Genomic DNA, 21,341 nt, shown 5'->3' with positions numbered 1-21,341 from the left:
CAAAAAATCCAACAAGACTGCGGTTATGGTTATGAGTAAAGCGGACGCCTTCACACAGGCAGGGAAAACCGCGGTGTTGCAGAACATCCAGGGCACCTTGCAATTCCTTCAGCGCTTCCCGCCCTTCAATCAAATGGAACACGCGCACCTGGCGTACCTGGTTGAGCAGTGTCAGCTGCGTTTTTATGCGCCCGGCGAGAGCATCATCAAGCCTGCCGATGGCCCGGTTGAGCACTTTTACATCGTCAAGCAGGGCCGGGTCGTGGGCGAACGTCCGCACACGGCCAAGGGCGGCACTGAAACGACCTTCGAAATCACCACCGGCGAGTGTTTTCCCCTCGCCGCGTTGCTGGGCGAGCGGGCGACCCGCACCGAGCATCTCGCCGCCGAAGACACTTTTTGCCTACAGCTGAACAAGCTCGCGTTCATCAAACTGTTCGCCATTTCCAGCACCTTCCGCGACTTTGCCCTACGCGGCGTCAGTAGCCTTTTGGATCAGGTCAACCAGCAGGTCCAGCAAAAGGCCGTGGAAACCCTCGGCACCCAATACTCGCTCAACACCCGCCTCGGCGAATTGGCCATGCGCCATCCGGTGACCTGCAGCCCGGAGACACCGCTGCGCGAAGCCGTGACCCTGATGCATGAACAGCAGGTGGGCAGCATTGTGGTGGTCGATGCGCAAAAGGCGCCGCTGGGGATTTTCACCCTGCGTGACTTGCGTCAGGTCGTGGCCAACGGCACGAATGACTTCAACGAAACCATCGAACGGCACATGACCCATGCGCCGTTTTTCCTGTCGCCGGATCACAGCGCCTTTGACGCCGCCATTGCCATGACCGAGCGCCACATCGCCCACGTCTGCCTGGTCAAGAACCAGCGCCTGTGCGGTGTGGTCTCGGAACGTGACCTGTTTTCCCTGCAACGGGTCGACCTGGTGCACCTGGCGCGCACCATTCGCAGCGCCCAGCGCGTGGAAAACCTGGTCACCCTGCGCGGCGAGATTGGTCAACTGGTGGAGCGCATGCTGGCCCACGGCGCGTCTTCGACCCAGATCACCCACATCATCACCCTGCTCAACGACCACACCGTGTGCCGGGTGATCGAGTTGACCCTGGCCGAGAAAGGCGACCCCGGCGTGCCGTTCAGTTGGCTGTGTTTCGGCAGCGAAGGCCGCCGCGAGCAAACCCTGCACACGGATCAGGACAACGGCATCATTTTTGAAGCGCGGGACGCCGCCCACGCCGCTGAAATTCGCGGCAAGTTGCTGCCCATCGCCCAGCAGATCAACCAGAGCCTGGCCCTGTGCGGCTTCACCCTGTGCAAGGGCAACATCATGGCCGGCAACCCCGAGCTGTGTTTGTCCCGAACCGAATGGGCTCGGCGTTTTGCAGCGTTTATCCGCGAGGCAACGCCGGAGAACCTGCTCGGTTCGAGTATCTATTTCGATTTGCGCGTGGTCTGGGGCAGCGAGCAAGGCTGCGAACAGTTGCGCCGCGCAATTCTCGATCAAGTCGGCGACAACCGCTTGTTCCAGCGCATGATGGCCGAGAACGCCTTGCGCAATCGTCCGCCCGTGGGCCGTTTCCGTGAGTTTGTACTGGCCCGGAAAAATGGCGAGAAGGCCACCCTCGACCTGAAGGTCCAGGGCCTGACCCCGTTCGTCGATGCTGCACGTTTGCTGGCCCTGGCCAACGGCGTCGAAGCGAACAACACGCTGGAGCGCTTTCGCCAGTTGGTCGACAAGGAGGTCATCGACGCCCTGGACGGTGCAGCGTATGAAGAGGCGTATCACTTCATCCAGCAAACCCGCATGCAGCAACATCAACGCCAGACCCGGGAAAACCTGCCCTACTCCAACCGCGTGGACCCGGACAGCCTCAATCATCTGGACCGACGCATCCTGCGTGAATCCCTGCGCCAGGCCCAACGCCTGCAAAGCAGCCTGACCCTGCGGTATCAGCTATGAGCCTGTTTTCATGGTTGCGCCCGGCCGGCCCGATCCTGTCCGGGGAGCTGCAACTACGCCTGCAACGCTTGCCAACAGCGACCGGGCTGAGTGAATGCAGCCTGCGCGAACAGCGCTGGGTCGTGCTGGACCTGGAAACCACCGGGCTGAACCTGAACAAGGACCGCGTGCTGTCCATCGGCGCCGTGGTGATCGAGGACGGCGCGATCGATTTCAGCCAACAGTTCGAACGCACCCTGCAATGCACCGAAGTCAAACTCGGTCCCAGCGTATTGATCCACGGCATCGGCCCCAGCGCGATTGCCGCCGGCAGTGACCCGGCGCTGGCATTGGTCGAATTCATGGAGTACGTCGGTGACAGTCCGATCCTGGCCTTTCATGCGCCGTTCGACCAACACATGCTCGGCCGCGCCTTGAAAGATCATCTGGGCTACAAATTGCAGCATCCCTTTCTGGATGTGGCGGACATCGCCCCGCTGTTGTGCCCGCAAGCCAACATCCGCGAGGCCGGGCTGGACGAGTGGATCGACTGGTTCAAGCTCGAAGTCTTCGAGCGCCACAACGCCAGCGCCGATGCCCTGGCGACCGCCGAATTGGCGCTGATCCTGTTCAGCCGGGCACGGCAGCAGCAGATTCACAGCCCGTTGAATCTGCAGCAGCGCCTGAATCAGTGGAAGCGCCGGCAGCACACACCGTCCTTCTGATCTTCGGCCTCTGTTCCGGCCTCATCGCTCCCACAAGGTTATGCACAATCCCTGTGGGAGCGTGGCTTGCCCGCGATGAACGATGACGCGGTCTCCCGACCAACGCCGATTGCTTTATCTCCCCCGCCTCTGACACAATCGCGAACCATTCTCGTTAGTTAACGCTTCCCAATCGGTAATGCTACGTGACGTCAGTCCCAAGCCCCCAAAATGAGCTCGTCGGTGCGTTATATCGCGACCATCGCGGTTGGCTGTTGGCCTGGCTTCGGCGCAACGTGGCCTGCCCGCAACGGGCCGAAGACCTGAGTCAGGACACGTTCGTGCGTTTGCTCGGCCGTGAGCAATTGAAGGAACCGCGCGAGCCACGGGCCTTTCTGGTGGCCATTGCCAAAGGCCTGCTGTTTGACCACTTCCGCAGAGCCGCACTGGAACAGGCTTACCTCAACGAACTGATGCTGATCCCCGAAGCCGAGCAACCCTCGGTGGAAGAACAGCAAATGATCCTTGAAGACCTGAAAAACATCGATCGCCTGCTCGGCAAACTGTCGAGCAAGGCGCGGGCGGCGTTTCTCTACAACCGTCTCGACGGCCTCAATCACGCGCAAATCGCCGAACGCCTGGGCGTATCGGTGCCACGGGTACGCCAGTACCTGGCCCAGGGCATTCGGCAGTGCTACATCGCGCTGTACGGCGAGCCGACATGAACCCGATCAGTTCCAGGCCGGTATCGGCACAGGTACTGGACGCCGCGATTGCCTGGCAGCTGTCGCTGGATTCCGGCAACCCGGTCGAGCGCGAAGCGTTCTCCAAATGGCATGCCGCCCACGAAGAACACGCTCGCGCCTGGCGCCAGTTGGGCATGCTCGACCAGCGTTTCAGCGTCGCCAGCGGCCCGGCCCGCACCGCCCTGCTGCAATCGCGCGACAGCCTTCGCCGACGCGTGCGCAAGCTTGGCAGCGGCCTGGCCAGCGTCGTCGCGGTGGTGGGCCTGGCGCTGTTCACCGCAGATCGTTACCTGCCGCTCGACTATTGGCTGGCGGACCAGCGCACCGCCACCGGCGAACAACGCACCCTGCGCCTGGCCGACGGCACGCTGATCAACCTCAACACCCACAGCGCCGTGGACGTTCGCTTCGACGAGAAGCAGCGCCGGGTCATTCTTCAGGAAGGCGAGATCCTGGTCGAAACCGCCCATGGCGATGCCCGACCGTTTATCGTCGAAACCCGCGAAGGCAGCATGCGCGCCCTGGGCACGCGTTTTCTGGTCAAGCGCGAAGCAGAAGGGACGCGCCTGAGCGTGCTGCAGTCGGCGGTGGCCGCACACCCTGAGTCGAGCCCGCAAGAGCAGATCCTGCGCGAAGGCCAGCAAGTGCTGATACGCAACGACAGCCTGGGCCCGGTGGCTGCGCTCGGCCAGGGCGCCGATGCCTGGACACGCGGCATGCTGGTGGTGGACAACGCGCGGCTGGGAGACCTGGTGCACGAACTCGGCCGCTATCGCCGTGGGCATCTGGGTGTGACGCCGGAGGTGGCCGACCTGCGGATCACCGGCAGCTTCCCGCTCAAGGACACCAATCTGGCGCTGAACGCATTGCTGCCGACCCTGCCGGTGCAGATTGAGCAGCACACCTCGTGGTGGGTGACGGTGGCGGCGAAGACTGAGGCCAAGCGCAATCCCCTGTAGGAGCTGGCCTGCCAGCGATGGTCGTTAACGATAACGCCATGCTCATTGGATAAACGCGGGGCCTTAAAGGGCATAGCTGGGCAAACCGGCTCCTGCTGGTCCGCGATGACCTCGAAATAACTGAATCGAAATTATTTTCATCCCGCCCTATCACTTTTCAGTTTTCGCTCGGCACCTAGGCAATTGAGAAGTATTCCCTTTCAGGAGCCGCCGTATGTCCCGTTCACCAGACACCTTGTTGCGCCCCCGTTTGCTGGCGGTTGCCATTGCGCTTTGCGCCCCCCTGGCCAGTAGCCAACTGATTGCCGCTGAACAAGCCTCCAGCGTTCGCGCCTACAACCTGCCGGCCGCCCCCCTGGCCAGCACGTTGAACCAGATCGCCAGCCAGGCCGGCCTGGCGTTGACGCTCAATCCGTCGCTGGCGGCAGGCAAGACCTCGGCACCGGTCAAAGGCCCGTTCGACGCCCCTGGCGCCCTGCGTGAAGCCTTGCGCGGCAGCGGCCTGCAACTGGAGCAGAGCGGCAACGGCACCTACAGCCTGGCGGCCGTGCCCGAGGGCGCCTTGGCCCTGCCGGCGACCAGTGTGATCGGCACACAAGACACTGAAAGCGCCTGGGGACCGGTGCAAGGCTACCTGGCCAAGCGCACCGCCGCCGGGACCAAGACCGACACCGCTCTGGCCGAAGTGCCGCGCTCGATTTCGGTTGCCACTCGCGAGCAGATGGACGATCGCAACGTTCACAGCCTCGACGATGCCGTGCGCTATATGCCGGGCATCACCGCCAGCAGTTACGGCAGCGACACCCGTGCAGACTGGTTGCGTGTACGTGGTTTCGAACCCACCCAATTCCTCGACGGCCTGCCACTGCCTAATGGCGTATACGCCAACCCAAAACAGGAAACCTGGAACCTCGACCGCCTGGCCCTGTTGCGTGGCCCAGCCTCCTCCCTCTATGGCCAGACCCCGCCGGGCGGCCTGCTGGACATGGTCAGCCGCCGTCCCGGCGCCGAGTCCAGCAATGAAATCCAGCTGCAATACGGCAGCGACAATCACCGCCAGATCAATTTCGCCAGCACCGGCAAGATCGACGATGAAGGCCAGTTCCTCTACAGCCTGAGCGGTGTCGTGCGCGACAGCGGCACTCAGATCGACCATGTCGACAACAAGCGTTACAACATCGCGCCAAGCCTGACCTGGAACATCGACGAAGACACCCGTTTCACCCTGCTCACGCAATTCACCCGTGACGATACCGGCATCACCAGCCAGTTCCTGCCGATCCAGGGCACCAGGATCGACATGCCGTTCGGCGATGTTTCCCACCACAAGAATCTCGGCGACCCGGACTGGGAATACTACGACCGCACCTATTACGCACTGGGCTACGCCTTCGAGCATCGCTTCAACGATGTCTGGCAGTTCCGGCAGAACCTGCGCTACACCAAATCCGATCTTTCTTTCCAGGCCATCACCGTCGGCGCCTACCCGTTTACCGAGGTCGACAACGCAGGCAACGTGGGCCGCTCGACCACCAGCACCGACGAAGACATCAGCCAGTTTGCGGTGGACAACAACTTCCAGGCCGATTTCGACACCGGCGATATTCGTCACACCCTGCTGCTCGGTCTCGATCACCAGCGCAGCAATACCCACTACACCTCGATCTTCGGTAGCGCGCCGGCCACTAACGTGGTCAGCCCGATCTACGGCCAGACGATCGTTCGTCCACCACGTTCCAGTGCGTTCTATGACTACGACCAGAAGACCTACCAGACCGGTCTGTACATCCAGGACCAGATGGCCCTCGATCAATGGCGCCTGACGCTGGGGGGCCGTGAAGACTGGGTCCACACCGGCACCAGGTTCTTCAATCACGACGACGCAACCAACACTGAACGCGACAAGAAATTTAGCGGCAACGCGGCAATCAGCTACGTGTTCGACAACGGCTTCGTGCCCTACTTGTCGTACGCCGAGTCGTTCCAGCCGACCAGCAAAGCCACGGCCTCGCCGACCGACTCGTTCAAGCCGACCGAAGGCGAGCAATGGGAACTGGGCCTCAAATATCAACCGCCGGGCAGCAACACCTTACTGAGCGCTGCGGTGTATGACCTGACGCAGAAAAACGTCTCTGTCACCACCACCAACGCCGATAACGTTTCGATCACCAGCCAGACCGGCGAAGTGAAAGTCAAAGGCCTGGAGCTGGAAGCCGTTTCCGACGTGACCGAGAATCTCAAGGTCATCGCCGCTTACACCCTGGCCAAATCCGAAGTGCAAAAAGGCGACTTCAAGGGCAATCGCCTGCAACTGATGCCTAACCAGCAGGCTTCGCTGTGGGCTGACTACACGTGGCACAACGGCGTGCTGGACGGTTTCGGCATCGGCGCCGGCGCGCGCTATACCGGCAACACCTACGGCGACCAGGCCAACACCTGGCTAGGCAAGGCCGACGCCTACACCGTGTTCGACGCCGCTGTTCACTATGACCTCGGCCGTCTCGACAACAGCCTTAAAGGCGCCTCGCTGGCACTGAACGCGACCAACCTGCTCGACAAGGACTACATCTCCACTTGCGACGGTTTCTACTGCTACTACGGCGACCAACGCAGTGTCGTCGCCAGTGCCACCTACAAGTGGTAATGGCTTGATCTGACACGCCCTATACCCAGGCCGTCCTTCATGGACGGCCTGGGTATTCCTGAAGGCCATGAAATGAAAAGCAAAACAATTCGCCGCTGGTCCGCCGTGCACACCTGGTCCAGCCTGATCTGCACGGTGTTCCTGCTGATGCTGGCCCTGACCGGCCTGCCGCTGATTTTCCATCACGAGATCGACCATTGGCTGGGCGATGCCGCCGAACTGAAGGTTATGCCTGCGGACACCCCGCGCCTGAATTTGCAGCAGTTGGTGCAGGCCGCCGAGCAGCATCGCCCCGACAACGTCATGCAGTATTTCGGTTTCGAGGACGATGAGCCCGACGCCGTGGTCGCGATCATGGCGCCCACCGCCGGCACCGAACCGAATTCGTCCCACACCTTCATGCTCGACGCCCGCACTGGCGAAGCGCTGGAGATGCCGTCGGCCAACGGCGGTTTCATGATGTTCATGTTGCGCCTGCATGTAGACATGTTCGCCGGCCTACCGGGCAAGTTGCTGCTGGCATCCATGGGCATCCTGTTCGTGATGGCGATCATTTCCGGCACCGTGCTGTATTTGCCGTTCATGCGGCGCTTGCAATTCGCCACCGTGCGCCAGGACAAATCCACCCGCCTGCGCTGGCTCGACCTGCACAACCTGATCGGCGTCGTGACCCTGACCTGGGCCCTGGTGGTGGGCGTGACCGGGGTCATCAGTGCCTGCGCCGACTTGCTGATCGCCGCCTGGCGCAACGACAGCCTCAGCGCGATGATCGCGCCGTACCGCGACGCACCGCCGCTGACACAATTGGCGCCCGCGACCCGGTTGCTGGACATCGCCAACGAAGTCGCGCCGGACATGCAGCCAGACTTCATCGCCTTCCCCGGCACCCGCTTCTCCAGCGAACACCATTACGCGGTGTTCATGAAAGGCAGCACGCACCTGACCTCGCACCTGCTGACGCCAGTACTGATCGACGCCAGCACCCTGCAGGTCACCGCCGTGGCCGAACGCCCGTGGTACATGGACGCCATGGGCATGTCGCAGCCGCTGCACTTCGGTGACTACGGCGGCATGCCGATGAAAATCCTCTGGGCGACCCTGGATGTGCTGACGATCATCGTGCTCGGTAGCGGGGTTTACCTTTGGCTGGTACGGCGCAAAACCGCGAAACCGCTGCTGGAAAAAGCGGAGAGCGTGGCATGAGGCCCCGCCAGTCGAACTTCTGGAAGGTCTTCGCCACCCCCACCGTCATCGCCCTGTTCAGTGCCGCCGGGTTGTTTGCCGCGCTCCTGGGCGATGGCATTTGGGATGCCTTGAGCTGGCTGGGCTTGGGGATTCCCGCTGTGCTTGGCCTGCGAGGATTGATGCAACGCAATTGACGTGACATCCCCTGTAGGAGCGAGCCCTGCTCGCGATGCATTCGAATACGCCGCGGGGCATCAGGCGTACCGCGTCATCGTTGCCGACCATCGCGACGGTGCGACGATTCGACAGGCTCGCCCCTACAGGTCATACGACAACCACTCTTCCCCGCCCGTCGCCTTCTTCCGCAAATCCTCTGACATATTTGTTGACACTTTAACCTGTGTGCTTCTATAAAGACGCATGTTGTACGACAACCTACAACAACTGCAGCACCAAAAAATCCAAAAATAAAGAATGGTGAAGTGATGAAAGTCAAAGGCATCCGTTGGTGGATGGTCGGTCTGGTGACTGCCGGCCTGATGGTCAACTACCTGGCTCGCAATACCCTCTCAGTGGCCGCTCCGACCCTGATGAGCGAAATGAACATCTCCACCGAGCAGTACTCGCACATCGTTGTCGCCTGGCAGGTGTGCTATGCGCTGATGCAACCGGTTGCCGGCTACATCATCGATGCCATCGGCACCAAAATGGGCTTCGCCATTTTTGCTTTCGCCTGGTCGATCGCCTGTGCGCTGGCGGCACTGGCGACGGGTTGGCAGGGACTGGCGTTTGTCCGCGGCCTGCTCGGCCTGACGGAAGCGGCCGGTTTGCCGGCGGCGGTCAAGACTTCCACCGAATGGTTCCCGGCCAAAGAGCGCTCGGTGGCCATCGGCTGGTTCAACATCGGCTCGTCGATCGGTGCCGTGCTGGCGCCGCCTCTGGTGGTCTGGGCAATCCTGCACAGCGGCTGGGAGCTGGCGTTCCTGATCGTCGGCGGCCTGGGCGTCGCCTGGACGTTCCTGTGGATGATCCTCTACAAGCATCCGCGCGATCAAAAACGCCTGAGCGATGAAGAACGCGACTACATCCTCAGCGGTCAGGAAGATCACTTCAAAGACACAACCCACAAAAAGGGCAGTTGGAAGAAGATCATCGGCAGCCGCAACTTCTACGCCATCGCCAGTGCCCGGATGCTCTCCGAGCCGGCCTGGCAGACCTTCAACGCGTGGATCCCACTGTACCTGATGACCGAGCGACACATGAACATCAAGGAAATCGCGATGTTCGCCTGGCTGCCGTTCCTTGCCGCTGACCTGGGCTGCGTGCTCGGTGGTTACCTGAGCCCGTTCTTCCACAAGTACTGCAACGTGTCGCTGTTCACTTCGCGCAAAATGGTCCTGCTGTTCGGCGCCTCGTGCATGATCGGCCCTGCGTGCATCGGCCTGGTGGCCAGCCCTTACACCGCCATTGCGTTGCTGTGCATCGGTGGCTTTGCCCACCAGACCTTGTCCGGTGCGCTGTATGCGATCACCTCCGACTCGTTCGGCAAAAACGAAGTGGCCACCGCCACGGGCATGGGCGGCATGTTCGGCTACCTGGGTGCAGCCGCCTTCACCTTGGTGTTTGGCGTGATGGTGACCAAGATCGGCTACAGCCCGCTGTTCGTGGTGCTGGCGATTTTCGACATCGTGGCAGCGTTCATCGTCTGGACCGTTGCTCGTGAACTCAAGCCTCAGGCAGCTTCAGGCCCTGAAGCCGGGCAGACGCTGCAACCCGCCAGCTAACACGCAAACCCTGTAGGAGCGAGCCTGTCGAATCGTCGCACCGTCGCGAGGGTCGTTAACGATGACGCCGCGCACCTGACACCGTGCGGCGTCCTCAGGTTTTTCGCGAGCAGGCTCGCTCCTACAGGTGACGGTGATCTTGAGCTATCGCATCCACGCGTTATGCTGCGTGACACCGCCACCGACCGAGTGCCTGCCATGTCCGCCCCGAGCATGACCCTGTACCACAACCCTCTTTCGCCCTTCGTCCGCAAAGTCATGGTGCTGCTGCACGAAACCGGTCAACAGGACCGCGTGGCCCTGCAAAACTGCGTGCTCACACCCGTCGCCCCGGACCAGGCCCTGATCGACGACAACCCACTGAGCAAAATCCCCGCCTTGCGCCTGCCCGACGGCAACGTCATCCACGACAGCCGGGTGATCCTCGACTATCTCGACCACCAGCACGTCGGCAACCCGCTGATTCCCCGCGACGGCTCCGCACGCTGGCGGCGCCTGACCCTGGCCTCTATGGCGGACGGCATCATGGACGCCGCCGTGCTGGTCCGTTACGAAGTGGCCCTGCGTGCCCCGGAAAAACACTGGGATGAATGGCTCGACGGTCAGCGCGACAAGATCCACCGCGCCCTGGCTTTGCTGGAAAAAGATGCGATCGCCGAACTGACCAGCCATTTCGATGTGGCGGCGATCAGCGTGGCCTGTGCCTTGGGCTACCTGGACTTGCGCCATCCGGACCTGGCCTGGCGTGATGCGAACCCGCAGTTGGCAGCGTGGTATTTCGAGGTGAGCCAGCGGCCTTCGATGATTGCGACCATGCCAAAGGTTTAACCAGACCCCACCAACGCACTAGCAGTTCTGATAGTGGGCAAAAACTGAAAAAGCTCCGATGCTCAAGGTTCGGCCAACCGGACCTTGCACGGAGCTCAAGCCATGCCCAATTCACCCCATGAAACCCTGCTGTGCCGCTACCACTACGATCCGCTGGACCGCCAGAGTGGCTGCACGCTACCTCAACAACCGGTCATCCAGCGTTTTCATTGTGACGGCCGATTGACCACTGAAATCCAGGGCGGTACGCGCTGGAGCATCCTCCAGCACGACGACCATCTGCTCGCACAACGAAATCATCGCGAAGCAAGCGTGACCGCCACGTTACTGGCGACCGATCAGCAACGTTCCGTGCTCAACACCCTCGACGCCACGGGACCTCATCCCCTCGCTTATTCCCCTTATGGCCATCATCCGGCGGTCGATAGACTGCTGAGCCTGCGCGGCTTCAATGGCGAACAGCCTGACCCGTTGACCGGGCACTATCATTTGGGCAATGGGTATCGGCAGTTCAACCCGGTGTTGATGCGGTTTAACAGCCCGGACAGTTGGAGTCCGTTTGGGGAGGGGGGGTTGAATGCGTATGGGTATTGCTTAGGTAACCCGGTAACTGGAAATGATCGATCAGGGCATACCCCGATTTTTTTAAAATCCTTCCTGAGATGGGCTGGAATATATAAAAAGTCCGCCGCCAAATCTGCCATCAAAAAATTTGACGAAATAGTCGCTTCAGAGGCGACAGTAGGCAACTTATTTAAAGCACCAAGAGATATGGATCTCAATATTACCCAAGGCGTGCTAATAGACATCAAAGCCAACACGAAACTAACTGAAGGGCTGTACACATATAAAAACAAAATCGCAACATACACAGTTCAATCCACAATCAGTACACGACCAAGAGCCGGAGTACTCAAAAACATAACACCTTTAGAAAACATTTCACAGACCAACAAAGATTTTATTAGCGAAATACAATCAGCATTAAAAAATAACGGTTATATAAGTACAAACAGTGACATCTATCAATTCCATCCAGCAATCAGAAAACAGCGCCATACAAAATTTATGACCGAAACTGAAGCGAGAAACATAAGAGATGCGGAAGAGTCAGCCTGGAAGAACAGTAAGCCGTACATACAAGGACGTCGGGATCACTGGAAGTACAAGGGAGGAATGTGACTCACACCTGAAATTTTCATGGCCAACATCTCCACCATTTTCTAATTTGATTCAGGACCAATAGCCAAAAAGCCTATCAGTTCTGATAGTGGGCAAAACCTGAAAAAGCTCCGATGCTCAAGGTCCGGCCAACCGGACCTAGCACGGAGCTCAACCCATGCCCGATTCACCCCATGAAACCCTGCTGTGCCGCTACCACTACGATCCGCTGGACCGCCAGAGTGGCTGCACGGTGCCTCAACAACCGGTCATCCAGCGTTTTCATTGTGACGGCCGATTGACCACTGAAATCCAGGGCGGTACGCGCTGGAGCATCCTTCAGCAAGGCGATCAGTTGCTGGCGCAACGAAATCATCGCGAAGCAAGCGTGACCGCCACGTTACTGGCAACCGATCAGCAACGTTCGGTGCTCAACGCCCTCGACGCCACGGGACCTCATCCCCTCGCTTATACCCCTTATGGCCATCATCCGGCGGTCGATAGACTGCTCAGCCGGCGCGGCTTCAACGGCGAACAGCCGGACCCGCTGACCGGGCACTATCATCTGGGCAATGGGTATCGGCAGTTCAACCCGGTGTTGATGCGGTTTAACAGTCCGGACAGCTGGAGTCCGTTTGGGGAGGGAGGGTTGAATGCGTATGGGTATTGTGGGGGCGAGCCGATCAACAGGGTGGATCCGAATGGGCATGCACTCATCAAACCGCTCATCAAGCAAATGACAACTCAGTTGAATGCTTTGCCAAGCCCCCCGACCAACTCGCTTAGCAAGCTCACCAAAAACCTGTTGAAGACCTCAAAAAGAGAGCTTGGAGGAAAAAGGGGCATCGGAAAACTGGTCAAGGCATCCGGAATAAGAGCGGAAAAAGTTCTTTTGGAACACGCCTTTCAAAAAGTTGAAAAATCACTAAACCATCAGTTCTCTTCGAGCCAATCAATTTTAAAATCCACTTCGCCGCCGCCCTACCGCTCTCAAAATCTGGATGCAATCAAACTCAACATCAGTATGTTCAATGACACCCTCAAAGACTTGGGCAACGGAGGAAAACAATTCCTGACACCACAAACCCTTGAGACGATAAATGCTCTGCATATCAAGGCCGACTATCAAGTTCAACTAATCACAGAGCAACGCGTACTACCAAAATACTCAATGTTCCCCTATCCGCCCCCGCCTTATCCGATCCCTGCCCAAGACACACTCCCGCCCCCCTATTATGGACAGATTAAAATTCGCCAATCATAGGACGCGCTATCGTTGCCGCAGGTACGCGTCCCAACGCTTGGAACCTGATCAACAATCAGGCTTGTCCGCCGTAAACCGTCGAGCCGGATTCACCGCCGCGCCAAACTCACGCAAGGCCTTGGCACCAATCAGCAGCGGATAGTTAAAGCTGCTGCGGTCCGTCAGGTTGACCTCGACCGTGCGCTTGACGTTGCCCAGGCACAATTCCAGATCGACCACCGGGCGCTTGGAAGGCGCGGCGGTTTCTTCGTCATCGTCCTCTTCGGAGCGGGTCTTGATCTTGCTGATACGCGCGACCTTGTGTTCGTAGACTTTGTCGCTCGCCCCCTTGGTGGCGAGGCGGAAACGCACCCAGTTCTCGCCATCACGGGTAAAGGTTTCGATGTCCTTGGCCGACAGCGACGCCGTCAGGGCGCCGGTGTCCATTTTCGCCTTGAGCACTTCACCGCCGATTTCCGGCAGGGCAATGTATTCGTAACGCCCGTACAGGGTGGGCTCGGCGGCCAGCACCGGCAGGGCTAACAGGGACAGCAGTGCGAGAAGGGATTTCACGTGATGGGCATCCTGGGTGAATGGGCAGCGAAATTTTAGACCGTCAGCGGGCAATTCGTTCGTTCTTGAAATCGCTTCGCGGGCAAGCCGCGTTCCCACCGGGTTTTATCTGACTCAAAAACACCGCAATCCACTGTGGGAACGGGCTTGCCCGCGAAGGGGCCGGTGCAATCAGCATCATGATGTGACCTGATTTTCCTGCCCAGCCTACCCATCCAATGGTGAAACATTCGTCATCAGCCGATTTGGCCTGCCGACCGAAGCTGCTTATCATGGCGCGCCCAAAGGCTTTCAAGAGTTACTTATGCGCCGCCTGCTCACCGGCTGTTTCGTCACCCTGCTGCTGTTGCTCAACACCCTGACCCTGATCGGGCCCTTGATGGTGTTTGCCCTGCTCAAACTGGTGCTGCCCGGTCGCTTTCGCGATTACGCCTCCTGGTCGGTGATGTGGATCGCCGAGACCTGGTCGGAAATCGACAAGCTGATCTTCCGCCTGTGCATTCCCACCCAATGGGATATACGCGGCGGTGATGACCTGCGTCGCGACACCTCCTACCTGGTCATCAGCAATCACCAATCCTGGGTCGATATCCCGGCGTTGATCCAGACGCTGAACCGACGCACACCGTTCTTCAAATTCTTCCTCAAGAAAGAGCTGATCTGGGTGCCGTTCCTGGGCCTGGCGTGGTGGGCGCTGGATTACCCGTTCATGAAGCGCTACTCCAAGGCGTTTCTGGCCAAACACCCCGAGTTGGCCGGCAAGGATCTGGAGATCACCCGGCAGGCCTGCGAATTGTTCAAGCGCCAACCCGTGACGGTGGTCAATTATCTGGAAGGCACTCGCTACACCGCAGCCAAAAGCGCTCAGCAGCAGTCACCGTTCACTTACCTGCTCAAGCCCAAGGCCGGCGGCGTGGCGTTTGTGCTGGCGGCAATGGGCGAACAACTGGATGCGATTCTCGACGTGACCGTGGTCTATCCGCAGCAGGGGATTCCGGGGTTCTGGGATCTGATCAGCGGCAACGTGCCAAGGGTCATCATCGACATCAAGACCCGCGAACTCGACCCGGCGCTGTGGCAGGGCGATTACGAAAACGATCCGCTGTTTCGCGAGAAAATCCAGAACTGGGTCAACCAGCTCTGGATCGAGAAGGACCAGCGCATCGACGCGTTGCGGGGTGAAAGTCGCTGATCAACTGCCGGTGCCGATACCGGTGCCCCAGATGCCGCCCAGGCTTTGCAATAGCGAACCGGCAACGCCCTGCTGACCGAGGTATTGCAGGATCACCGGGGCAAACATGCCGACCATGCCGCTGTCCATGCCCAGGGCGCTGAAGGCGTTGTTCAAGTCGTTGGTGTCCTTGACGTTGCCCAAGGCATTATCCAGTCCCGCCGCCTTGCCGCTTGCACCGAGCAAACCGGCGAGCGCGCCCAGTTCGCCACCACCCGACAGGCTGTCGATGCCCGGCACACTTTTGGCCAGTTCAGAATAATCGGTCGAACTCAGCTGATTCTTCGCCAGCCCCAGCATCGCCCCGGTGCCACCGATCACTTGTTGCGGCGTTACGTTCAACTGGCTGAGCGCGCCCAGCAAGTCGGCTGTCTGCGGCGTCGGCGCGGCATTGGTGGCCGCGTTACCGCCCTGCATCCCCGAAATGGCGTTGGCCGCATCGCCCAGGCTGAACTGGGCGAAGACCGGGCTGGCCGCCAGGGTCATCAGCGAAGCCAGTGCAATACCGCGTGAAATCTTCATCCAGACATCCTCTATGAAAAACCGCCCGGCAGTGGGCGGTGAACAGCTGCGCATTGGACTGGTTTCCCCCGACATTGTTCCCGCACCTGTAGGAGCGAGCCTGCTCGCGAAAAACGCAGGGACAACGCGGTCATTCAGATAGCACGCGTTATCGTTGGCGTCCATCGCGAGCAGGCTCGCTCCTACAGGGATCAGGTTCATCACAATATTTTCCCGGTGCTGCATCCAGTCCCGTCCCACGCCCGTATATCAAGCACGGACAGACATTCCTGGCCGACTCCTCACCAAAGGATCATCACCATGACACGCACCTCGATCAAAACCCCGTTGATTGCCAGCCTGCTGACCCTGGCCCTTGGCGGCGTCGCCCTGAACACCAGCGTGCAAGCCGCTACCATGAGCCACGACAGCGTGATGGTCGGCGGCCAAAGCATGCTGCCGAGCAAAGACATCGTCGATAACGCGGTCAACTCCTCCGATCACACCACCCTGGTCGCCGCCGTGAAGGCCGCAGGCCTGGTCGACACCCTCAAGGGCAAAGGCCCGTTCACCGTTTTCGCCCCGGTCAATTCGGCGTTTACCGCCCTGCCCGCCGGTACCGTCGACACCCTGCTGAAACCGGAAAACAAAGCCACCCTGACCAAGATCCTCACTTACCACGTGGTCGCCGGCAAACTCGACATGATGACCCTGGCCGAGAAGATCAAGGCCGGCGGCGGCAAGACCGAACTGACCACAGTCGCCGGCGGCAAGCTATGGGCAATGATGAACGGCCCGCACAACATCACGATCAAGGATGAAAAAGGCGACGTCGCCGACATCACCACCTATGACGTGTACCAGTCCAACGGTGTGATTCAGGTCATCGACAAAGTCCTGATGCCGAAAAGCTGAGCCGTGCCGCCGGCCCCGTACCTGGGGGCCGGCGGTTTTTCCGGGGTATCCGCTGGTGAATGGAACAACTGCGCACCGTGAACTAACCTCTGCCTGCAACCGGCACCACCCGCCGCCGACCGTGGCCACCCTGATTGCCTGGAGAACCGCTATTTCCATCGCCGACGCCGATCAGCTCAGGCAGCTCCTGGCCCAGTGCTCACTGGGTGACCGCCGTGCGTTCGAGACGCTTTACCGCAGCGTCGGCCCGCGCTTGCATGGCGTGGCCCTGCGGTTCATGGGGCGCCCCGACCTGGCCGAAGAAGTGCTGCAAGAAAGCTTCGTGCGAATCTGGAACAACGCCTCGCGCTACGAACCGCATCTGTCGGCGCCATTGACCTGGATGATCAACATCACCCGCAACCAGGCGATCGACCAGTTGCGCAAACACCGCGACCGGCCGTTGAGCGATCTCGAAGAACAATCACTGGAGGACGAAACCCCATCCGCCCACGAACAGCTGAACAGTGCCCGCGAGGCCAGCGCCTTGAAGCGCTGCCTGGACAGCCTCGAGGGCATGCAGCGCCAATCAATCACCATCGCCTACTTTCAGGGAATGTCCGGCGCCGAACTGGCCGAACACCTGGCGGTGCCGCTGGGATCGGTGAAATCCTGGATCCGCCGTGGCATGGAACGCCTGCGCAGGTGCCTTGAATCATGAACTATCAAACGCCGTCCCTGCGCCGCGCCCTCGCCGCCGACTACGCCATTGGCTTGATGCCCTTGGCCGCGCGTCGACGTTTCGAACAGCTGCTGCTGGAAGACGCGGCGCTACGTGTGGAGTTGGCGCAATGGCAGGAAAGCCTGGCCAGCCTCACCGATACCCTGCCTGAGCAACCGGTGCCGGACCGCGTGTGGAAAGGCATTACCGCGCGCATCGAGCCGCAGGTCCTGCATGTGCCGCACAAACGCCCGTTCTGGAACTGGCTGCGGGCAACGGCGGCAATTGCCTCCCTGGTGATTGCCGTGACCCTCGGTGTGATCTACACCCGCGACGATGTGCGCTACAGCGCAACCCTGGCCAGCGCCGATGCGCAGCCGGCATTGCGCGTCCAGGCGCACGCCGATTACCTGCAAGTCGAACCGCTGGCATTGGCGGCGATCACACCGCAGCAAAGCCTGGAACTGTGGGCGATACCGGCCGACGGCAAACCGGTTTCCCTCGGGGTAATCCCGGCGGGCGGCAAAGGCAAGGTTGAACTGAGCGACGCGCAGAAAGCGCTGATCGGCAAACCGATTGCGCTGGCGGTCAGCCTGGAACCGAAGGGCGGTTCGCCGACCGGGCAACCGACCGGGCCGGTGTTGTATCAAGGGGCGTTGGCGGCGTTGTAATCGCCCTTGTGGCGAGGGCTGTGAACACTGCGCAAATACGGCGCCACTATCAGTTCTGTTAGTAGGCAGTTCAGTTCGATTGCGCCACAGTAAAACCCTGAATGACCGGATATTTCAGGGAGCCCTGACCATGCCCTCCAATCGCGCTACCGTGCTGTGCCGCTACCACTACGATGCACTGAATCGAGTGACCGCCAGTGCGCCCTCGGCGCAGGCAAGCGTTCAGCGCTTCTATCTGAAAGACCGCCTGACCACCGAAATCCAGGGCGCCGTGCAGCGTTCGATCATGCAGCACGAAGATCAACTGCTGGCGCAGCGAGAACGCCAAACCACCGCCGTGCAAACCCACCTCCTGGCCACGGATCAACAGCGTTCGGTGTTGAACCTGCTCGACGCCAGTGTGCGGCATCCACTCGCCTACACACCTTACGGTCATCGGCAGAACGGCTTGCTCAGCCTGCTCGGGTTCAATGGCGAACGGCGGGATCCGGTGACGGGGTCTTATTTGTTGGGCAATGGTTATCGAGCGTTTAACCCGGTGTTGATGCGGTTTAACAGTCCGGACAGTTGGAGTCCGTTTGGGGAGGGTGGGTTGAATGCGTATGGGTATTGTGTGGGGGATCCGGTGAATCGGCTGGATCCTATGGGGCATGCTGGAATTTTTGGATTCCTGAAATGGTTAGGGAAAACCATTGGTTTGAGGCAGTCAAATACGTTAAAGAACACCGGTCTTGACGATATGCCTAATGAGATATTAGAAAAAATATTTGGAAATCTTCAGGGCAAGGATCTTGCGAATGTCTCCCAAACCTCAACACGCATGAACGAATCGGTAAAAGCCTTAACCTCCTTAAACATGATGAGGCTTATTGAAAAAACCTCTGGAAAGAACCTTTTACCTGTCATAACCGATGTCGGGTTTGGGCAAGTCAAAGGAATTGCCCCCTCGGCGGCAGTCCAATCGGGAATAACCTTTCACGATGCCATAAGAAATTATCCGTACCCGATGGTGCAGCATATGAATGACAGAGTTGTGCACTTTGGGCCCCTTCCGCTGGATTTACCTCATCCTGAGCCACTCAATGCATTGGCGTCGGGTATACGAAGTGGAAATTGGTTTTAAGGTGCGCAAAAAGGGCGACCTCAAGTCGCCCTTTTTATCTATAGCCCTTACGCCGCACTAAACATCTTGTGCGGATCAATCACAAACTTCTTCGGCACGCCGGCATCGAACTCGCCATAACCCTGCGGCGCCTGATCCAGGCTGATCACCTGCACGCCCACCACTTCGGCGATATTGATGCGGTCCCACATGATCGCCTGCATCAGCTGGCGGTTGTACTTCATCACCGGGGTCTGGCCGGTGTGGAAGCTGTGGGATTTGGCCCAGCCCAAACCGAAGCGAATGCTCAGGCTGCCCATTTTCGCGGCGGCGTCGACGGCACCCGGATCTTCGGTGACGTAAAGGCCAGGGATACCGATCTTGCCCGCCACACGTACCACACCCATCAGCGAGTTGAGCACGGTGGCCGGGGCTTCGTGTTTCACGCCGTCATGGCCGTGGCCGCGGGCTTCGAAGCCGACGGCGTCGATGGCGCAATCCACTTCCGGCTCGCCCAGCAGCGCGGCGATCTGTTCGTGCAGCGGGGTGTCCAGGGACAGGTCGGCGATTTCGAAACCCTGGGCCTTGGCGTGGGCCAGGCGCACGGTGTTGACGTCACCGATGATCACCACGGCGGCACCCAGCAGGCGAGCCGAAGCGGCAGCCGCCAGACCGACCGGACCGGCGCCGGCGATGTACACCGTGCTGCCCGGGCCAACGCCCGCCGTCACGGCGCCGTGGTAACCGGTTGGCAGGATGTCGGAGAGGCAGGTCAGGTCACGGATTTTCTCCATGGCCCGGTCGCGGTCCGGCAGTTTCAGCAGGTTGAAGTCGGCGTACGGCACCATCGCGTACTCGGCCTGGCCACCGGTCCAGTCGCCCATGTCGACGTAACCATAAGCACCGCCCGGACGCGCCGGGTTGACACTCAGGCACACGCCGGTGTGCATTTCCTTGCAGGAACGGCAGCGCCCGCAAGCCACGTTGAACGGAACCGACACCAGGTCGCCGATTTGCAGGTTCTCGACGTCGCTGCCCTTCTCGATCACTTCACCGGTGATCTCGTGGCCCAGCACCAGGCCGGTTTGTGCCGTGGTACGGCCGCGCACCATGTGCTGGTCGGAACCACAAATGTTGGTGGAAACCACACGCAGGATGACGGCGTGATTAATCTTCCTGCCGCGCGGGTCCTGCATTTTCGGATAGTCGATTTTCTGTACTTCGACCTTGCCAGCGCCGAGATACACCACACCACGATTGCCAGACATGCTTTCACCTCGCTGTTGTTTTTATGGAACCGCGTTGCCCAGGCAGGCAGCGCGTTAAGTGCTCGGGTACAGATGCTGTTTCTTGTGTTGCTTGTAAGGGCCTCATCGCTGGCAAGCCAGCTCCCACAGTGGACGGGGTGTACACAAATCTGCGAACGACATAAAACCCTGTGGGAGCTGGCTTGCCAGCGATAGCAATCTAAAGAACGACGGTGCGATTGGCGTTCAAAAACACCCGTCGCTCAATGTGGTATCCCACCGCACGGGCCAGGGTCAGACCTTCAATGTCACGCCCCTTGGCGATCAAGTCTTCGGGGTAATGACTGTGATCCACCACCTCGACGCCCTGGGCGATGATCGGCCCTTCGTCGAGGTCGTTGTTGATGTAATGCGCGGTCGCGCCGACCAGTTTCACGCCCTTGTTGTAGGCCTGGTGGTACGGCTTGGCGCCCTTGAAACCCGGCAGCAGCGAGTGATGGATGTTGATCGCCTTGCCGTCGAGTTTGCGGCACAGCTCCGGTGACAGTACTTGCATGTAGCGGGCAAGGATCACCAGTTCGGCGCCGGACTCTTCGATCACCTGCCAGACCTGACGCTCCTGGGACGGCTTGTCGTTCGGGTCCAGCGGGAAGTGGTAGTACGGAATCTGGTGCCAGTCCGCCAACGGCTTGAGGTCCGGGTGGTTCGAGACCACGGCCACCACGTCCATCGACAACTGGCCGATGCGCTGGCGGTAGAGCAAGTCGTTGAGGCAGTGATCGGCCTTGGACACCATGATCACCACTTTCGGCCGGTAGTGCGGCGGGGTCAGCTCGAAGGCCATGCCGAAGGCTTCACCGCGCGCCTGCAAACCCGCGCGGAATGACTGCTCGTCGAAACCGTCGGGCTGACGGAATTCCACGCGAATGAAGAAACGGCCCGAGAGCCGGTCATCGAAGGAATGGTGTTCAGTGACGTAGCAGCCCTGCTCGAACAGAAAGCGCGTCACCGCGTCCACCGTGCCGAGGACGCTGGGGCAGTCGGCGGTCAGAATCCATGTGTCTGGGGCGCGGCTCATAGTGCGGTGACTCCTGAGAAATCGGCAAACAAATCACCCTACCTGTAGGAGCGAGCCTGCTCGCGATGGACGTCAACGATGACGCGTATTTCCTGATTTATCGCGTCGCTCTCAAGTCCATCGC

20 protein-coding genes are annotated in these 21,341 nt (G+C 59.9%); 16 read left to right on the top strand and 4 right to left on the bottom strand.

The window, feature by feature from the left end; translation table 11 throughout:
• Positions 1–25 precede the first annotated feature (25 nt).
• From AC1Q6D_RS02405 to AC1Q6D_RS02355, 11 genes are all read left to right on the top strand, one after another.
• The gene (locus tag AC1Q6D_RS02405; RefSeq protein ID WP_103404189.1) at positions 26–1,966 is read left to right on the top strand and encodes a putative nucleotidyltransferase substrate binding domain-containing protein; all 1,941 of its coding nucleotides are present in this window, start codon (positions 26–28) and stop codon (positions 1,964–1,966) included.
• On the top strand, positions 1,963–2,670 hold the full coding sequence (locus AC1Q6D_RS02400; RefSeq protein WP_103404148.1) for a 3'-5' exonuclease: 708 nt from the start codon (positions 1,963–1,965) through the stop codon (positions 2,668–2,670). Before AC1Q6D_RS02405 ends, AC1Q6D_RS02400 begins: the two co-directional genes overlap by 4 nt.
• Positions 2,671–2,855: 185 nt before the next feature.
• Positions 2,856–3,374 (top strand): RNA polymerase sigma factor, encoded by a 519-nt coding sequence (locus AC1Q6D_RS02395; protein ID WP_103404149.1) that lies wholly within the window; start codon positions 2,856–2,858, stop codon positions 3,372–3,374.
• Entirely contained in the window at positions 3,371–4,354 is a 984-nt protein-coding gene (locus AC1Q6D_RS02390; RefSeq protein ID WP_103404150.1) for a FecR domain-containing protein, read from the top strand. The genes AC1Q6D_RS02395 and AC1Q6D_RS02390 overlap by 4 nt, the downstream gene beginning before the upstream one ends.
• 214 nt (positions 4,355–4,568) lie before the next feature.
• Complete coding sequence (locus AC1Q6D_RS02385; RefSeq protein ID WP_103404151.1) at positions 4,569–6,998, top strand: TonB-dependent siderophore receptor; 2,430 nt, start codon at positions 4,569–4,571, stop codon at positions 6,996–6,998.
• A 72-nt stretch (positions 6,999–7,070) separates the two neighbouring features.
• Complete coding sequence (locus AC1Q6D_RS02380; protein ID WP_103404190.1) at positions 7,071–8,201, top strand: PepSY-associated TM helix domain-containing protein; 1,131 nt, start codon at positions 7,071–7,073, stop codon at positions 8,199–8,201.
• Positions 8,198–8,377 (top strand): hypothetical protein, encoded by a 180-nt coding sequence (locus tag AC1Q6D_RS02375; protein ID WP_047534276.1) that lies wholly within the window; start codon positions 8,198–8,200, stop codon positions 8,375–8,377. The genes AC1Q6D_RS02380 and AC1Q6D_RS02375 overlap by 4 nt, the downstream gene beginning before the upstream one ends.
• A 291-nt stretch (positions 8,378–8,668) precedes the next feature.
• Positions 8,669–9,967: an MFS transporter gene (locus tag AC1Q6D_RS02370; RefSeq protein ID WP_047534278.1), complete on the top strand. Its 1,299-nt coding sequence runs from the start codon at positions 8,669–8,671 to the stop codon at positions 9,965–9,967.
• A 198-nt stretch (positions 9,968–10,165) separates the two neighbouring features.
• Complete coding sequence (locus AC1Q6D_RS02365; RefSeq protein ID WP_103404153.1) at positions 10,166–10,795, top strand: glutathione S-transferase; 630 nt, start codon at positions 10,166–10,168, stop codon at positions 10,793–10,795.
• A gap of 102 nt (positions 10,796–10,897) precedes the next feature.
• Complete coding sequence (locus tag AC1Q6D_RS02360; RefSeq protein ID WP_103404154.1) at positions 10,898–11,977, top strand: RHS repeat-associated core domain-containing protein; 1,080 nt, start codon at positions 10,898–10,900, stop codon at positions 11,975–11,977.
• 157 nt (positions 11,978–12,134) lie between these two features.
• Positions 12,135–13,220, top strand: coding sequence for an RHS repeat-associated core domain-containing protein (locus tag AC1Q6D_RS02355; RefSeq protein ID WP_103404155.1), 1,086 nt, complete (start codon positions 12,135–12,137; stop codon positions 13,218–13,220).
• Between the two features lie 48 nt (positions 13,221–13,268).
• Here AC1Q6D_RS02355 and rloA2 read toward each other — a convergent pair whose 3' ends face one another.
• Positions 13,269–13,772 (bottom strand): retropepsin-like aspartic peptidase RloA2, encoded by a 504-nt coding sequence (gene rloA2 / locus AC1Q6D_RS02350; protein ID WP_090466713.1) that lies wholly within the window; start codon positions 13,770–13,772, stop codon positions 13,269–13,271.
• Positions 13,773–14,076: 304 nt separating this feature from the next.
• Here rloA2 and yihG point away from each other — a divergent pair, with 304 nt between their 5' ends.
• A complete protein-coding gene (gene yihG / locus AC1Q6D_RS02345) occupies positions 14,077–14,964 on the top strand; it encodes a 1-acylglycerol-3-phosphate O-acyltransferase, YihG family (protein ID WP_103404156.1) in 888 nt (295 codons plus the stop codon).
• Here the strand turns inward: yihG and AC1Q6D_RS02340 are convergent, their stop codons facing one another.
• Positions 14,965–15,525 carry a DUF2780 domain-containing protein gene (locus AC1Q6D_RS02340; protein ID WP_103404157.1) on the bottom strand — a complete coding sequence of 187 codons (561 nt, stop codon included), beginning with the start codon at positions 15,523–15,525 and terminating at the stop codon, positions 14,965–14,967. It lies immediately after the preceding gene.
• 300 nt (positions 15,526–15,825) lie between these two features.
• On the opposite strand from AC1Q6D_RS02340, the gene AC1Q6D_RS02335 reads away from it, so the two are divergent.
• The 4 genes from AC1Q6D_RS02335 to AC1Q6D_RS02320 all read left to right on the top strand — a co-directional run bounded on the left by AC1Q6D_RS02335 (position 15,826) and on the right by AC1Q6D_RS02320 (position 18,913).
• Positions 15,826–16,419, top strand: a complete 594-nt coding sequence (locus AC1Q6D_RS02335; protein ID WP_103404158.1) for a fasciclin domain-containing protein — start codon at positions 15,826–15,828, stop codon at positions 16,417–16,419.
• Between the two features lie 55 nt (positions 16,420–16,474).
• The gene (locus AC1Q6D_RS02330) at positions 16,475–17,119 is read left to right on the top strand and encodes an RNA polymerase sigma factor (protein ID WP_103404159.1); all 645 of its coding nucleotides are present in this window, start codon (positions 16,475–16,477) and stop codon (positions 17,117–17,119) included.
• Positions 17,116–17,790, top strand: coding sequence for an anti-sigma factor (locus AC1Q6D_RS02325; RefSeq protein ID WP_103404160.1), 675 nt, complete (start codon positions 17,116–17,118; stop codon positions 17,788–17,790). Before AC1Q6D_RS02330 ends, AC1Q6D_RS02325 begins: the two co-directional genes overlap by 4 nt.
• A 130-nt stretch (positions 17,791–17,920) precedes the next feature.
• The gene (locus AC1Q6D_RS02320) at positions 17,921–18,913 is read left to right on the top strand and encodes an RHS repeat-associated core domain-containing protein (protein ID WP_103404161.1); all 993 of its coding nucleotides are present in this window, start codon (positions 17,921–17,923) and stop codon (positions 18,911–18,913) included.
• 47 nt (positions 18,914–18,960) lie between these two features.
• Here AC1Q6D_RS02320 and fdhA read toward each other — a convergent pair whose 3' ends face one another.
• A complete protein-coding gene (fdhA, locus tag AC1Q6D_RS02315; RefSeq protein ID WP_047534302.1) occupies positions 18,961–20,160 on the bottom strand; it encodes a formaldehyde dehydrogenase, glutathione-independent in 1,200 nt (399 codons plus the stop codon).
• 199 nt (positions 20,161–20,359) lie between these two features.
• Complete coding sequence (gene purU, locus AC1Q6D_RS02310; protein ID WP_047534304.1) at positions 20,360–21,217, bottom strand: formyltetrahydrofolate deformylase; 858 nt, start codon at positions 21,215–21,217, stop codon at positions 20,360–20,362.
• Positions 21,218–21,341 lie beyond the last annotated feature (124 nt).

This window comes from Pseudomonas sp. MT92 (genome assembly GCF_058792515.1).
Note: the sequence above shows the minus strand (reverse complement) of the source record. Positions and strands in the feature narration are given on the sequence as shown.

Bases quoted from the DNA above. Each gene is read 5' to 3' on its own strand.
- AC1Q6D_RS02405 (WP_103404189.1), top strand. From the start codon at position 26: ATGGTTATGAGTAAAGCGGACGCCTTCACACAGGCAGGGAAAACCGCG.
- AC1Q6D_RS02400 (WP_103404148.1), top strand. From the start codon at position 1,963: ATGAGCCTGTTTTCATGGTTGCGCCCGGCCGGCCCGATCCTGTCCGGG.
- AC1Q6D_RS02390 (WP_103404150.1), top strand. From the start codon at position 3,371: ATGAACCCGATCAGTTCCAGGCCGGTATCGGCACAGGTACTGGACGCC.
- AC1Q6D_RS02385 (WP_103404151.1), top strand. From the start codon at position 4,569: ATGTCCCGTTCACCAGACACCTTGTTGCGCCCCCGTTTGCTGGCGGTT.
- AC1Q6D_RS02380 (WP_103404190.1), top strand. From the start codon at position 7,071: ATGAAAAGCAAAACAATTCGCCGCTGGTCCGCCGTGCACACCTGGTCC.
- AC1Q6D_RS02375 (WP_047534276.1), top strand. From the start codon at position 8,198: ATGAGGCCCCGCCAGTCGAACTTCTGGAAGGTCTTCGCCACCCCCACC.
- AC1Q6D_RS02370 (WP_047534278.1), top strand. From the start codon at position 8,669: ATGAAAGTCAAAGGCATCCGTTGGTGGATGGTCGGTCTGGTGACTGCC.
- AC1Q6D_RS02365 (WP_103404153.1), top strand. From the start codon at position 10,166: ATGTCCGCCCCGAGCATGACCCTGTACCACAACCCTCTTTCGCCCTTC.
- AC1Q6D_RS02360 (WP_103404154.1), top strand. From the start codon at position 10,898: ATGCCCAATTCACCCCATGAAACCCTGCTGTGCCGCTACCACTACGAT.
- AC1Q6D_RS02355 (WP_103404155.1), top strand. From the start codon at position 12,135: ATGCCCGATTCACCCCATGAAACCCTGCTGTGCCGCTACCACTACGAT.
- yihG (WP_103404156.1), top strand. From the start codon at position 14,077: ATGCGCCGCCTGCTCACCGGCTGTTTCGTCACCCTGCTGCTGTTGCTC.
- AC1Q6D_RS02340 (WP_103404157.1), bottom strand. From the start codon at position 15,525: ATGAAGATTTCACGCGGTATTGCACTGGCTTCGCTGATGACCCTGGCG.
- AC1Q6D_RS02335 (WP_103404158.1), top strand. From the start codon at position 15,826: ATGACACGCACCTCGATCAAAACCCCGTTGATTGCCAGCCTGCTGACC.
- AC1Q6D_RS02325 (WP_103404160.1), top strand. From the start codon at position 17,116: ATGAACTATCAAACGCCGTCCCTGCGCCGCGCCCTCGCCGCCGACTAC.
- AC1Q6D_RS02320 (WP_103404161.1), top strand. From the start codon at position 17,921: ATGCCCTCCAATCGCGCTACCGTGCTGTGCCGCTACCACTACGATGCA.
- fdhA (WP_047534302.1), bottom strand. From the start codon at position 20,160: ATGTCTGGCAATCGTGGTGTGGTGTATCTCGGCGCTGGCAAGGTCGAA.
- purU (WP_047534304.1), bottom strand. From the start codon at position 21,217: ATGAGCCGCGCCCCAGACACATGGATTCTGACCGCCGACTGCCCCAGC.